The organism is Paenibacillus sp. A3M_27_13 (genome assembly GCF_024213315.1).
GTDB classification, from domain to species: Bacteria; Bacillota; Bacilli; order Paenibacillales; family Paenibacillaceae; genus Paenibacillus; species Paenibacillus polymyxa_B.
In genome coordinates this window covers 1,168,628-1,181,190 of sequence record NZ_JANAVE010000002.1, presented here as the reverse complement: position 1 = coordinate 1,181,190, position 12,563 = coordinate 1,168,628, and the positions used below count along the sequence as shown (strand labels likewise).

Below are 12,563 nucleotides of genomic sequence, written 5' to 3'. Positions count from 1 at the left end.
CAAAAGTCCCCCTTTTCGCTTACTATTTCATTTTACCAAGGTTTCATATAATTTCATGTGTGTATTTACCCATTTTTTTCACTTTGAAACAGAGAACGCCTTCCATACACAGGCGCTTCGTCCTGAGTTGTCGAAAAAGCGCGCTGAATACGCACAGTACAGCCTTCCCGTAAGCCTGATCCTGTGAGTAGTTGGTTATCTCCCACCCTGAACCAAAGCCCTTCCGGGAACTTTGCTTCCATAATATATTGCATGCCTTCCGCCGGAGGCTCGCCGAAAATGCGCACACCCAGCATCAGCTTTAAATGTTCCACCGAGTATTCATCAGCTACCTCGATGTCAAACCACTCTGTTTCCTGTCGTCCTGAAAGCACGGTCAGGATCATCTGTCATCCCTCCCGATCCTTAATATATAGCAAAGTTCACGCAAAAAGCCTATTTCTACGGAAATATGGCTATCGTAACTGTAGCATCCGACTATTAGACTGTCAATTTGTTACAAAATACCCACTCTAAAAATAAAACAGCGACTTTAGTCATATTTTCTCACATTAGTAGAGTCATTAGTATCAATAATATGTATTTAAACGTTTCTAATACGGCTATATACGTCATTTTGTCGATTAGTTAGAACTAAATTCGATTGTTCCCTAGATTGTTGTGAACACTTTGTAAATTTTTCAGACCTTTATGTTTTTATAAGGTGTTTTTAAGGTAATTTTAAGAAACGGGCACTACAATAAAGCCATGAAATAACTCAGGCGAGGTGATTTTTGTGAGAACATTAATTACATTTCAAAACAAACGTATTCCCGTATACTTCAATCAAGAAAATAAGCAACCGGTACAAAAAACTTTAAAACTTCTAAGTAACACTTTGGAGAATAAAATCTCCAGCGGCAAGCGTGCCCTTCAAAAATGTCTTAACTCTTTGATCAGTATAGAGATTGTCGGTTGTGAAGCCATCCTGCATAGCGTTAGTGAAAATGATTCATTGGCATTGTCCCTCTATTAAGAGGGACTTTTTTTTGTCCACATTAGACACAAAAAAGAGAAGGGCATTTCAGCACCCTCTCCATATCAGCAGCTTTGAAACATGATACATGTGACTTACCGCAGCTTATTCATTTGATTAGACTCTATTTAAAGTATTCTGCGATAACCTTTTTTACCGCCTCGTTCCTTATTCTGCGCCTTCTCAATCCGTATTCTAAACAGTTCTAGTAAATTAGCGCGTGTATGCTCTTCCCGGCAGTTGTCCAGCTTTTTTAAGATAAAACGGTCAATGGACATATGACTCAGGCTCCTTTACAGCAAGCTGCCCCTGCTTTTCAAGGGGATGATCAGGCTATCCATTTTTAACCATTCTGTACGTTGTTTAAACAGGTACGTTCCTTATAGGATAAAGCAGGCGGGATTACATACCCTTTAATTAGGGTAAATACATAAAGTTTCGAAAATTTTATCACGTTAAGCCTGGAAGCTATGGACAAGGAGCGAGCAGAAACCATGAGTAAACACATGATTACCAAAATAGACTGGAACCTTTTATGTGCATTCTTAATCCTAACGATGCTGGCTGCATGCAGCAGGGAAAAAGCTTCAACCCGGAGTATGGCCCAACATGAAGCTGAAGCACGTGCCTACACCGTAACGGGTAATCCCAACCAAGGCGCATCATCCCTTGATGAAAGAGCTGCCAATCATACACCTGTTCATCAGCAAGGCAGCAGCTATGTCGAAATATCAGGTGGCGTTAGCATTGATAAAAATACCGTGAAAGTTACAGGACATTCCAACCTCCCAGCCGGAGCACGGATCAAAGGGAATCTTGCGGTCAAAAACTCCCTGTTAACTGGGTACACGGATGAGACCACTATTCAAAAGGACGGAAGTTTTGTACTCCGAGTGCAACGCCCTGGAATACAGGGCAGTATGGATCTGACTGTTCTGTTCCGTCCGGATGACCAAGACAATGAAATACGAAATCTGTATGGTAGCGGTGGCAACAAGTTGGAAGGTCCTTATGTATATCAATACGAAGAAAACAAACAGCTTCTGCATGAAGTTCGGATTGGGGCTGAATTTGATCCTGAACAAGAACGCAATACCCCTTTAGTTAAGCCCGTCTGGAACAAACCTAAGGACTACGGTAGTCCTCAAGTGTGGATTAAGCCTGATGTGAAGCAAGAAGGTAACTATTATCATGTATATGCGCGCAGCAATTTGCTGGAAGGGTCGGACGTCAAACTCACGATTGATTTTCCGGGACGATGGCAGTTTGGCTACGATGATCAAACCAAAGTTATGCCTGACGGCTCCTTCAGCATGAGGGTCAAAAAGCCGAGCCTTGCCAACCGCTACACCATAGTCATAAGTTTCGAACCAAACGAAGATATGTGGACCAACGCCAAACAGGCATACGGTACACAAGGAGAACGTCTTTCGGGACCGTTAGTCAAATCCGCAGACGACAAAGAGGGCTCCAAACAGATTGAAGCCCGTATCCCTATCCAACCCAAATCGTAACTAAACGCAGCATCTAACTTAAAGTTACGGCCGTTCGCCATGAAATATACTTCACAGATACAGCCTATGACGCGGTATCCACGTCTGAGTAGATACAGAATCTAGTATCGTCTAGCCGCTACGGCTGTATCGTGACTGGCGTGCCTATACTTACCTTTTCCTGAAGCTCAAGCACATCCTTATTCTGCATTCGAATGCAGCCATGTGACACCATCTTGCCAATGGACCATGGCTCATTGGTGCCGTGAATGCCATAATGCGGCTTGGACAGCCCCATCCAGAACGCTCCGAAAGGGCCGCCGGGATTGGGCTGTTTGTTAATAATCGTAAATTGCCCATGCGGTGTCTGTGTAGCCAGCTTGCCAATACCGACTGGATAACTAAGAACAATCTGATCTCCATCTTTCAAATATAAACGACGATCCGATAAATCCACCACAATGCTGTAGTTCGGCATATATTCACCCCTTTATACCATATGCCGACTACAACATAGATTTTCTTATATTTTTACATTTGATGCTTCACTGCAGTTCGGCTTACCACTCCACATCACGTCGCCAGCCGCTTCGCTGATCCCTACGACCCGGGGTTGTGCTTGAACGGCTATCTTTCCTGCGCCGGTCTGCCTCCTTACGCGCCTGATATTCCAGTTCCCGCTGCATTTTGCGATAATTGTTCACTCTGGATTCCGACAATTTCCCTCTCTCTATAGCTTCCTCCACTGCACATCCAGCTTCGCCCTTATGCTTGCAATCTGCAAAACGGCACTGCTGCGCCGTTTCCATAATATCCGTAAAGGTATGAGCGACACCCATGGAATCATCCCACAGATTTAATTCGCGCATACCAGGTGTATCCAGCAAAACGGCTTGCTTTGCGATGGGAAAAAGCTGTCGGTGAGTGGTGGTGTGCCTGCCTCGACTGTCTTCCTCCCTCACATCCTGTGTCAGTTGAACTTCAGATCCGGAGAGCCAGTTTACTATCGTGGATTTTCCACTACCGGAAGAGCCTGTCAAAGCAACTGTACAGCCAGGTTGAAGAAACGCCTCCAGTTGCTCTCTGCCTTCGTTCTGCAAAGCAGAAATAACGATAACAGGTACACCAGGGGCAACTCCCTCCGCTTCAGCAACCCGTTGTTCGACATCTTCACAAAGATCACTCTTACTCAAAACGACAACTGGGTTTACCCCGCTGTTCCAAGCCATAATTAAATACCGTTCCAGTCTGCGCATATTAAAATCATGATTCAACGCATTAACAAGGAACAACGTATCCACATTGGTAGCGATCAGCTGTTCCTTCGTCTCAAAGCCCGCGGCCTGTCTAGATATTCGACTTTTCCGTGGCAAGACGGCATGGATGACTGCATCCGACACTTCATCTGGCGTAGTGATTGCTAGCCAGTCCCCTACGGCAGGCATTTCCGCCGGATCGACAATAGCATGTCGTAGCTTACCTGAAGCCGCTCCCCAGCGTTCTCCATCCATTGTGATAAGTTTCACCTTTTGTCCATAATCGGCAATCAAGCGGGCAGGACGTACCTGTGTATTTCCTACGCGTTCCTCAAAACTTTGCTTCCATTGGTCCCAAAAACCGTTCCAGTAATCAGACCAACCGTATTCATGTATACTCATTGTTTTCCTCCTGAAATCATTATTATTTTTTTGATCGTAGTGTTATTCGATCGATAGGTATACATTTTTCTCCCCGCATGCAAACAACGCAAAAAATCCGCAGGGGTTTCCCTGCGGAGGGTATACGATTCAGGCCGATGTGATCCGTTCGTTCACTTAAGCAAGCAGTCTTCACAGACCACTCCCCAGAACCAGCAACTGGATAACAAGATGCCTAACCATAAAAAATCCGCAGGGAATCACTCCCTGCGGATTTCGTTGGTTCTACTGCCAACCAACTGCTAAGCCAAGACTATAGATCTATACAGTCTTTAACCGTGCATCGTCCGTGCGGGAGACAAGTCATTCTGCTGCTGAACCCATCCATTCATGTTCGTACGCATATAACATCGCCTCCTCCTAAAATTTCCTTTATCATACAAGTCCATCAATTGTCTGTCAAGGCTGCCCACGAAACTTTTTTGAAATCTTTGTCAAGTTTCGTTTAGTGTACTTGATCCCAGCGCGTCCACATCTCACGCGGGTTCAATTCGTACATTTCCCGTTCCCTGTACATAAACTGATGCATAATCAGCTCACGCCGAATCGTTGCAAAATCCTCATGGTATTGCTTGATCCACTCGTTTAATTCACGTTCAGGATACATGCGGCCTGGCTCCAGCTTTTCTGCCAGCATCTGAAGTACGATTAATTTTTTCTTATACTGCGCAGGGATTTGGCGCAACTTGCCGTCCTTGGAAAAAAAATTGCGTAAGACCGACGCCTCCAGCGTTTCATTCAACTCTGACATCTCTTCCTCCCCCTCTCCTTTTTCGAAAATAAATCGCACCGTCGCCTCGGCATGCTGCCGGATCAGCTCTGGATTCAGTGTAAAATACACCGTGTTTTTATCACGTCGTTCCTTAATCAGCCCAGCCTCACGGAGTTTGGAAGCATGATGTGTAACAGTCGGCTGAGACAAATTCAGCTTTTTCGCCAAAGCTTGGCCATGCATCTCCCCACGGGACAAAAGAAGTAATATTCGCATACGCGTTGGATCAGCAAGTGCTTTATGATAATTGACCATTTTATCCAGTTGCATCGTTATTGCACCTCTTTTCACTAGTACATACTTGCTATGCAAGCGAATTTAATCACATAAAATAGATATATATCTAATTATATGTTTACTAAAAGTAGCTGTCAATCTTCACCTTCCATCATCACTTTCTGAAAACGGCTGGATATTGTGTTCGCATTGCGGTAGGATTATTATTTGAAAACTTCTCACATACTGAGCTATTTGCTTCAATCCTGAGATCCGTTTTTAATCGTCAAAATAATGTTAACCCTACAAAACTGGCGTAATAAACCAATACAACTGGAGGTTCATCCAAATGTACGACGTAATCATTATCGGTGGCGGACCCTGCGGACTATCCGCTGCAATCGAATGCAGCCGCAGAGGTTTGCAAACTGTCATTATTGAAAAAAGCAACATCGTTCACTCCATTTTTCTGTATCCGACGAACATGCAGTTTTTTAGCACCGCCGAACTACTGGAAATCGGTGATGTTCCATTCAGCACCCCTAATGATAAACCTTTTCGTCATGAAGCACTGGCGTACTATCGTAAGGTAGCCACTCATTATAACTTGAACATTCAGCATTATGAGGAGGCCCAGTCCATTCATCGCCAGGATGACGGTACATTTACCGTACATACCCTGAGCAAAGGGGAAATAACCAAAACGTATTCGTCACGCTATGTCGTTGTGGCTACAGGATATTTTGATCATCCGAACTATTTGGGCATTCCTGGGGAACAATTGGATAAAGTCACGCACTATTTCAGCGAAGCCCATCCCTATACAGGAACCCGGGTCGCAGTCATCGGTGGCAGTAACTCTGCGGTAGATGCTGCAATGGAATTGGTGCGGGTCGGAGCTACGATTGATATGGTATATCGTCGAAGCGAGTTGTCCCAATACATCAAGCCGTGGGTTCGTCCACTGTTTGACAGTATGGTACAAAAAGGGAAGATCACGCTGCACTTAGGCGCACGTATTACCGAAATTCATCCAGACCATGTCGTAGTCACTCCGCTGGACACTGAAGCATTCCGGCTCGAAAATGATTTTGTACTGGCACTGACTGGATTTCACCCGGAACGAAAACTACTGGAGTCTGTTGGCGTCCACATGGCTGAGGATCTGGACAAACCAGAATTTAATCCTGCCACGATGGAAACGAACATCCCAGGTATATATGTCGCTGGGGTCATCGCTTCAGGCAGCAATGCCAATGAGGTGTTTATTGAAACAGGCCGCTGGCACGGGCGACAAATCGCCGAACATATCCAAAGCTAAATAAACGAAGGAGAACATCTGTATGGATTACAGCTCACTTATCTTACTGGTATTGGCTGGTCTTGGAATTGTTAGTGGTAACTCTACCGTGACTATTGCCATGGTTGTATTACTGCTGCTGCGGGTAACCAGCTTTCATTCTGCTTTCCCCTGGCTTGAAAGGTATGGCCTGACGATCGGAATTATTATTTTGACGATTGGGGTCATGACCCCGCTAGCCAGCGGTAAAATCAGTATCAATCAGGTGATGGAGTCTTTCCTGCACTGGAAATCACTGCTCGCGATTAGTATCGGAATTCTGGTAGCCTATCTTGGCGGCCGCGGAGTAACTTTGATGTCTGGACAGCCCATTATTGTGACAGGTCTACTGATCGGGACCGTCATTGGCGTTGCCTTCTTTAAAGGAGTTCCTGTTGGACCTCTGATTGCTGCCGGATTGCTTTCCTTGTTAATCGGCCGCAGCTAAATTCGCACAACAAATATAGGAATAAATGATAGCAATCTGCATGTCGGGCTGAATTCAGTCCCGCTTTGTGGTATACTCATATCGCATAATTTGGTAAATGCAGGAGGCTTGACCGATGTCTCGACAATTTGTAACGGAAGCTGTAATGGTGGCTATATACGGCCAACTACTTACATCTCCCGCCCCTGTGGAATATATAGTGCCATACACATCACTGCTAGAGCTATACGAATTCCAGGATAGCACAGAGCCGCTCATGGATAATCCTATGGACGATCAACATGTGAAGCGGAAGGTAAGCGAGTTGATCAGTTATTTTGAGGAACCGTTGAATCAGAAAAAAATTCGGCGTGCCCTTCAGATGCCTTGGGCCAAGAGCTTGCCTATTCTATTCGATGCCAATACATCACTCATTATCATTAATGCTGTTGATACTGCGCATTACGGAGAATATTTTGATCCAATTGAGACTGAACTAGTGTTGACAGCTCAACGTGAATCATTACCTATTCTGACGGATCAATTGGACTGGATCCACCGCATTATCGAAGCTTCCGTACCTGTACATGTGTACGACATTGATGATTTTGATTTTGCACTCGATGGCCCGATACTTAACAACCCTTAACATACGACATACCCGCCTTAACCACAAAAAAGCGGTGGAGCATCATGTACAGGTTCATCTCCTGTAACACGATACTCCACCGCTCTTCTTGTCCAAGAACAACTATTTGCACGCTATGATTGACAGTAGAGCGCTAAGCTTGTCCATCCTCAACATAGGTGTAAATAATGTCATCATGTTCCTCCAAATACTTAACTTCCAGATGATGGCCCTTCAGATACCAGTAATCCTGGTCCTCCATATAAAACGTAATGCCAGCCGCTTCATGCTGTAATACGGGGTGCTGCGGAGGCTCTACGGCAATTCCCAGAGAAAAGCCTGGATGCAACCCGCCGCCAGAGCTATAGCGAACAAAAAAACGGATCGCATCTCCACGATTCAAACTAAGCTCCTTAATGTACCACTGTGCCGCAGGTTCAGTTACCTGTATGCTCATACGTTATGCTCATCTCCTTGTACAATGACGTCTGCCAACTATATCATAGCATCTTTTAGAATGACCACCAACCGTCCCAACCTAGCGAGATTCTTGGACAAGTCATATACATTTTTTTGAAAAAGGTTTGACAATTCGCAAAAAAGGGTGTTAAGATTCAACCATACGAGATCCATTTTGAAATTTATTACCAATTTGAACGATTACTCATGTTAGAATGAACCCATTTTGAGGAAGAAAGGAGTGTTACCGGTGCTAAAATTTCCTATTGCATTTTACCCACATCTACAAACACAACAACTTCATACCGGAGCATCTCCCCTGTCGCATCCTTCAGAATTGGGCCATTCACGTTGTATGGTTTAATACGAGTGGCTGCCTGCGTTTGAGCAGTTTTTCAGTGGTGAGTGTGCTGAAAATACCTGCGCGCCATATGATATTGAGATTTAGGGCATATCGTCTGCGGACGGTATGCCTTTTTTGCGCCTGTTGCCGGATCATATTTGTGGTAGCAAGTCGCTGTTGTTTCTTCAAAATGGTACACAACTCTCGAAAGAACTTGTCATGAAAGGATGGGATTCCTCTTGTTTTCGGTACTTAAAAATTTAAGCTGGTTTTTTAAAAGAGAACGAAGCCGATACTCCATTGGATTGTTTTTGCTGATAGCCGTTGGTGTGCTGGAGCTTGCTCCACCTCGGCTACTAGGTAGTGCCATTGATGAGATTGTGCGCGGTTCGATTTCCTGGTCCTCACTTTGGCGTTATATTTTGTACATCATAGGCATTCTAGCCGTCATCTACTACATTACGTACATATGGATGCACAAGCTGTTTGGTGGTGCCAATCTGGTGGAGCGCTTACTGCGCACACGCTTTATGAATCATCTACTGCGGATGACCCCTCCATTTTTTGAACGTAATCGTACTGGTGATCTGATGGCTCGTGCTACGAACGACCTTCGCTCCGTAGCAAGTACAGCGGGCTTCGGCATGCTGACACTGACAGACTCTACGGTCTATCTGAGCGTTGTATTAGTTGCCATGGGTACCCTAATCAGTTGGAAGTTGACACTGGCAGCTATCCTGCCCCTACCTTTTATTGCACTGGCTATGAGCATTTACGGTAAAGCCGTTCACGAGCGTTACACACTGGCACAAGATGCATTTGGTGATATGAACGATCAGGTGTTGGAATCCGTAGCAGGCATCCGAGTCATTCGCGCCTATGTGCAAGAGCGAATGGACGAAAAACGTTTTGCTGATATTACCGACGATGTATTTCGTAAAAATCTGGCTGTCGCTCGGATGGATGCTCTCTTTGAACCAACGATTCGTTTATGTGTAGGACTTAGCTATGTCATTGGACTCGGTTATGGTATTTATCTGGTATTTCATAACGATATCACGCTAGGCGAATTGGTCTCCTTTAATATGTATCTAGGAATGATGATTTGGCCGATGTTTGCCATTGGAGAGCTGATTAACATTATGCAGCGCGGTAGCGCTTCCCTGGACCGGGTCAATGAAACTCTCGATGTCCAGCCAGACGTTCAGGATGCAGCTCAACCTGTTCCAGTGGACCGCCTCGAATCCATCAGGATGAAAGACGTTACCTTCCGTTACCCTACTTCTACTATTGACAATCTGTCACATGTGAGTCTGGAGCTCAAACGCGGAGAAACGCTAGGCGTCGTCGGTAGAACCGGCAGCGGGAAATCCACTCTCCTCAAACAGCTTCTGCATGAATATCCGACGGGTAGCGGTGATATTTTAATCTCCGGCATACGTCTGGAGGACATTGCAGTAGAACAACTACACAGCTGGATCGGCTACGTGCCGCAAGAGCAAATTTTGTTTTCCAAATCGGTGCGCGAGAACATTCAGTTCGGGAAACCTCGTGCAGATGATGACGACATTATGGAAGCTATCCGTACAGCTGCCTTCGACCAGGATTTAGGTACCTTGTCTGATGGGCTGGATACACTGGTCGGAGAAAAAGGTATCGCCCTGTCCGGCGGCCAGAAGCAGCGTGTTTCGCTGGCACGCGCCTTTATCGGTGATCCGGATATTCTATTGCTCGACGATGCACTATCTGCAGTAGATGCCCGGACGGAAGCAAGGATTATTGACAATATCCGACGTAAGCGCTCGGGTAAAACAACCTTGATCTCCACCCACCGCCTCTCTGCTGTAGAACATGCAGACCGGATCGTCGTGCTGGAGCAAGGACGCATTATTGAGGAAGGGACCCACAGCGAGCTGCTTCAGGCTGACGGATGGTACCGACAACAGTATGAACGGCAACAAGTGGAATCTGATCTGACCTCAGGGGAGGTATCCTAATGAAACCTAATATCGGCAAAAGGCTATTCCAGTACGCGCTGACGAGCAAAGCAGGCTTTATTGCCGCTCTCATCGCTTTGGCTATCGGAGTAGCCGCCGAGCTCGCTGGTCCCTTCATCGCCAAAACGATGATTGACGACCATATGCTCGCTATTGAAAAACCATTTTATGAAACAACTAGTGTGGACGGAACTGTAAGCTATGCTGGAACCCACTTTAAGCGTGAAGATCGCTTTGAGTCCGGGGAGACCAAAGGTCGCGAAGCGAGGATTTTACAAGTTGGGAAATCTTTCGTATTTATCGATGGCTCGGTTAAAGTGGCTGACGGTAACCGCTCCTTTACGAACGGAACGCTGACTGTGACACGCGGCTCCGACACCTTTCGCTATGAAGCTAAGGCTCTGACAGCTGATGAACTGTATAGCTTTTACAAACCGGAAATGCCCGGTATCTTTCAGCTGATTGGCTGGTATTGCTTCTTCCTGGTTATTTCCATTTTTGCTGAATTCGGTAAAACATACTGGCTGCAATCCTCGGCGAACAAGGTCATTCAAAAGCTTCGGCTTGATCTCTACGCTCACATCCAGCGGTTGCCAGTTTACTTTTTTGATAACTTGCCTGCAGGCAAAGTCGTATCCCGTGTTACGAATGACACTGAGGCAGTCAAAGATTTGTTTGTGGCTGTGCTCTCAAATTTCACTTCAGGGATTGTGACGATGGCAGGAGTATATGTTGCACTCTTTTTGCTGGACTTCAGACTGGGTCTTATCTCTCTGTTTATAGTACCGTTACTGATCTTGTGGATTGTATTGTATCGCAAGGTCGCCACCCGCTATAATACGATCATTCGGTCCAGACTCAGTGAAATTAATGCGATTATCAATGAATCGATTCAAGGGATGTCCATCATTCGCGTATTCCGCCACCAGAAACAAACGCAGCAAGAGTTTGAAGAACTGAATGATGATTATATGAAGCATCAGAATAAAATGCTGAATTTGAACGCCTTCACTTCGCACAATTTAGTCAACGTGTTGAGAAATCTCGCCTTTGCCGTCGTGTTGTGGTATTTCGGATCTGAGGCGCTCGGAACTACAGGTAGTGCTGTTTCACTAGGCGTATTGTATGCCTTCGTCGATGTGCTGGGTCGACTGTTCCAACCTATGACGGGTATGGTCAACCAACTCGCCGTACTGGATACTTCCATCGTATCCTCAGGACGCGTATTTGAGTTGATGGACGAAACTGGAGAGCCGGTGACGGACGGCACGATGCCGCGCTACAAAGGCCAGGTAGAGTTTAACGACGTTTCCTTTGCCTACAAAAAGGATGATGTACTTAAACATATTTCCTTTACTGCACAGCCCGGGCAAACAGTTGCCCTTGTCGGACATACCGGATCAGGCAAAAGTTCGATTATTAACCTGCTATTCCGGTTCTATGATCCGCAAAAAGGAACGATCACCATTGACGGAACATCTGTCAAAGACATCCCTAAGCAATGGCTTCGCCATCATATGGGTATTGTTCTTCAAGATCCATATTTGTTTACAGGTACGGTAGCCTCTAATGTCAGTCTCGAAGACAGCCGAATCACGAGAGAACAGGTGAATAAAGCGCTGCATGACGTTGGAGCCGACAAATTGCTGGCCCATTTGCCGCAAGGATTCGATGAGCCTGTTATTGAAAAAGGTAGCACTTTATCAGCCGGGCAACGCCAGCTAATTTCCTTCGCTCGTGCACTAGCCTTTGATCCCGCAATTTTAATTCTGGATGAAGCTACTGCCAATATTGACACCGAAACGGAAGCGCTCATCCAATCCGCTCTTGAGGTACTCAAGAAGGGACGTACGACCTTTATCATTGCTCACCGTTTGTCCACCATTCGCAGTGCGGACCAAATTTTGGTACTTCATCGGGGTGAAATTGTTGAACGGGGTAGCCATGACGAACTTATGACTCAAGGCGGTCGTTACTTCCAAATGTATCAGCTCCAGTCGGGAACAGTTGCAACAGATTCGGCTTCATCCTCTGCTACGCCTTCTGCGCAAGATGACCTGCTTGCAGGCAAAGTCAGCATTTAAAGCTTGAATAGCCCTATTGCTTAGGGCTAACGATTAACATTTGGTATGAAAAAAACCAGCAAGTCTCCCCTACAAATTGGAGGCTCGCTGGTT

The 12,563-nt window shown here is 45.7% G+C and carries 14 protein-coding genes; 7 read left to right on the top strand and 7 right to left on the bottom strand.

The window, feature by feature from the left end; translation table 11 throughout:
• Nucleotides 1-65: 65 nt before the first annotated feature.
• Complete coding sequence (locus NLX82_RS12000; RefSeq protein ID WP_023988263.1) at nt 66-386, bottom strand: hypothetical protein; 321 nt, start codon at nt 384-386, stop codon at nt 66-68.
• Nucleotides 387-775: 389 nt separating this feature from the next.
• Here NLX82_RS12000 and NLX82_RS11995 point away from each other — a divergent pair, with 389 nt between their 5' ends.
• Nucleotides 776-1,015 (top strand): hypothetical protein, encoded by a 240-nt coding sequence (locus tag NLX82_RS11995; RefSeq protein WP_013370782.1) that lies wholly within the window; start codon nt 776-778, stop codon nt 1,013-1,015.
• Between the two features lie 128 nt (nt 1,016-1,143).
• Here NLX82_RS11995 and NLX82_RS11990 read toward each other — a convergent pair whose 3' ends face one another.
• Nucleotides 1,144-1,293: a hypothetical protein gene (locus NLX82_RS11990; RefSeq protein WP_023988262.1), complete on the bottom strand. Its 150-nt coding sequence runs from the start codon at nt 1,291-1,293 to the stop codon at nt 1,144-1,146.
• Nucleotides 1,294-1,509: 216 nt separating this feature from the next.
• Here NLX82_RS11990 and NLX82_RS11985 point away from each other — a divergent pair, with 216 nt between their 5' ends.
• Nucleotides 1,510-2,529: a flagellar motor protein MotB gene (locus tag NLX82_RS11985; RefSeq protein ID WP_254348137.1), complete on the top strand. Its 1,020-nt coding sequence runs from the start codon at nt 1,510-1,512 to the stop codon at nt 2,527-2,529.
• Nucleotides 2,530-2,647: 118 nt separating this feature from the next.
• Here the strand turns inward: NLX82_RS11985 and NLX82_RS11980 are convergent, their stop codons facing one another.
• The 3 genes from NLX82_RS11980 to NLX82_RS11970 all read right to left on the bottom strand — a co-directional run bounded on the left by NLX82_RS11980 (nt 2,648) and on the right by NLX82_RS11970 (nt 5,247).
• Complete coding sequence (locus NLX82_RS11980) at nt 2,648-2,986, bottom strand: L,D-transpeptidase (protein ID WP_023988260.1); 339 nt, start codon at nt 2,984-2,986, stop codon at nt 2,648-2,650.
• An 82-nt stretch (nt 2,987-3,068) separates the two neighbouring features.
• A complete protein-coding gene (gene rsgA / locus NLX82_RS11975) occupies nt 3,069-4,166 on the bottom strand; it encodes a ribosome small subunit-dependent GTPase A (RefSeq protein WP_160790132.1) in 1,098 nt (365 codons plus the stop codon).
• 484 nt (nt 4,167-4,650) lie between these two features.
• Nucleotides 4,651-5,247: a DUF2087 domain-containing protein gene (locus tag NLX82_RS11970; RefSeq protein WP_068940675.1), complete on the bottom strand. Its 597-nt coding sequence runs from the start codon at nt 5,245-5,247 to the stop codon at nt 4,651-4,653.
• 295 nt (nt 5,248-5,542) lie between these two features.
• On the opposite strand from NLX82_RS11970, the gene NLX82_RS11965 reads away from it, so the two are divergent.
• From NLX82_RS11965 to NLX82_RS11955, 3 genes are all read left to right on the top strand, one after another.
• Nucleotides 5,543-6,514 carry a YpdA family putative bacillithiol disulfide reductase gene (locus tag NLX82_RS11965; protein ID WP_023988257.1) on the top strand — a complete coding sequence of 324 codons (972 nt, stop codon included), beginning with the start codon at nt 5,543-5,545 and terminating at the stop codon, nt 6,512-6,514.
• 22 nt (nt 6,515-6,536) lie between these two features.
• Nucleotides 6,537-6,980 (top strand): DUF441 domain-containing protein, encoded by a 444-nt coding sequence (locus NLX82_RS11960; RefSeq protein WP_254348136.1) that lies wholly within the window; start codon nt 6,537-6,539, stop codon nt 6,978-6,980.
• A gap of 115 nt (nt 6,981-7,095) precedes the next feature.
• A complete protein-coding gene (locus tag NLX82_RS11955; protein ID WP_023988256.1) occupies nt 7,096-7,608 on the top strand; it encodes a hypothetical protein in 513 nt (170 codons plus the stop codon).
• Nucleotides 7,609-7,741: 133 nt separating this feature from the next.
• Here the strand turns inward: NLX82_RS11955 and NLX82_RS11950 are convergent, their stop codons facing one another.
• Together NLX82_RS11950 and NLX82_RS11945 are read right to left on the bottom strand one after the other, a co-directional pair.
• The gene (locus NLX82_RS11950; protein WP_068940673.1) at nt 7,742-8,044 is read right to left on the bottom strand and encodes a HesB/YadR/YfhF family protein; all 303 of its coding nucleotides are present in this window, start codon (nt 8,042-8,044) and stop codon (nt 7,742-7,744) included.
• Between the two features lie 348 nt (nt 8,045-8,392).
• Nucleotides 8,393-8,578 carry a hypothetical protein gene (locus NLX82_RS11945; RefSeq protein WP_226887697.1) on the bottom strand — a complete coding sequence of 62 codons (186 nt, stop codon included), beginning with the start codon at nt 8,576-8,578 and terminating at the stop codon, nt 8,393-8,395.
• 50 nt (nt 8,579-8,628) lie between these two features.
• Here NLX82_RS11945 and NLX82_RS11940 point away from each other — a divergent pair, with 50 nt between their 5' ends.
• The gene (locus tag NLX82_RS11940) at nt 8,629-10,386 is read left to right on the top strand and encodes an ABC transporter ATP-binding protein (RefSeq protein ID WP_023988255.1); all 1,758 of its coding nucleotides are present in this window, start codon (nt 8,629-8,631) and stop codon (nt 10,384-10,386) included.
• Entirely contained in the window at nt 10,386-12,470 is a 2,085-nt protein-coding gene (locus NLX82_RS11935; RefSeq protein ID WP_068940671.1) for an ABC transporter ATP-binding protein, read from the top strand. Before NLX82_RS11940 ends, NLX82_RS11935 begins: the two co-directional genes overlap by 1 nt.
• Nucleotides 12,471-12,563 lie beyond the last annotated feature (93 nt).

Excerpts from the sequence above, each read along its gene's own strand:
- NLX82_RS12000 (WP_023988263.1), bottom strand. The coding sequence starts at position 386 with ATGATCCTGACCGTGCTTTCAGGACGACAGGAAACAGAGTGGTTTGAC.
- NLX82_RS11990 (WP_023988262.1), bottom strand. The coding sequence starts at position 1,293 with ATGTCCATTGACCGTTTTATCTTAAAAAAGCTGGACAACTGCCGGGAA.
- NLX82_RS11985 (WP_254348137.1), top strand. The coding sequence starts at position 1,510 with ATGAGTAAACACATGATTACCAAAATAGACTGGAACCTTTTATGTGCA.
- NLX82_RS11980 (WP_023988260.1), bottom strand. The coding sequence starts at position 2,986 with ATGCCGAACTACAGCATTGTGGTGGATTTATCGGATCGTCGTTTATAT.
- rsgA (WP_160790132.1), bottom strand. The coding sequence starts at position 4,166 with ATGAGTATACATGAATACGGTTGGTCTGATTACTGGAACGGTTTTTGG.
- NLX82_RS11970 (WP_068940675.1), bottom strand. The coding sequence starts at position 5,247 with ATGCAACTGGATAAAATGGTCAATTATCATAAAGCACTTGCTGATCCA.
- NLX82_RS11965 (WP_023988257.1), top strand. The coding sequence starts at position 5,543 with ATGTACGACGTAATCATTATCGGTGGCGGACCCTGCGGACTATCCGCT.
- NLX82_RS11960 (WP_254348136.1), top strand. The coding sequence starts at position 6,537 with ATGGATTACAGCTCACTTATCTTACTGGTATTGGCTGGTCTTGGAATT.
- NLX82_RS11955 (WP_023988256.1), top strand. The coding sequence starts at position 7,096 with ATGTCTCGACAATTTGTAACGGAAGCTGTAATGGTGGCTATATACGGC.
- NLX82_RS11950 (WP_068940673.1), bottom strand. The coding sequence starts at position 8,044 with ATGAGCATACAGGTAACTGAACCTGCGGCACAGTGGTACATTAAGGAG.
- NLX82_RS11935 (WP_068940671.1), top strand. The coding sequence starts at position 10,386 with ATGAAACCTAATATCGGCAAAAGGCTATTCCAGTACGCGCTGACGAGC.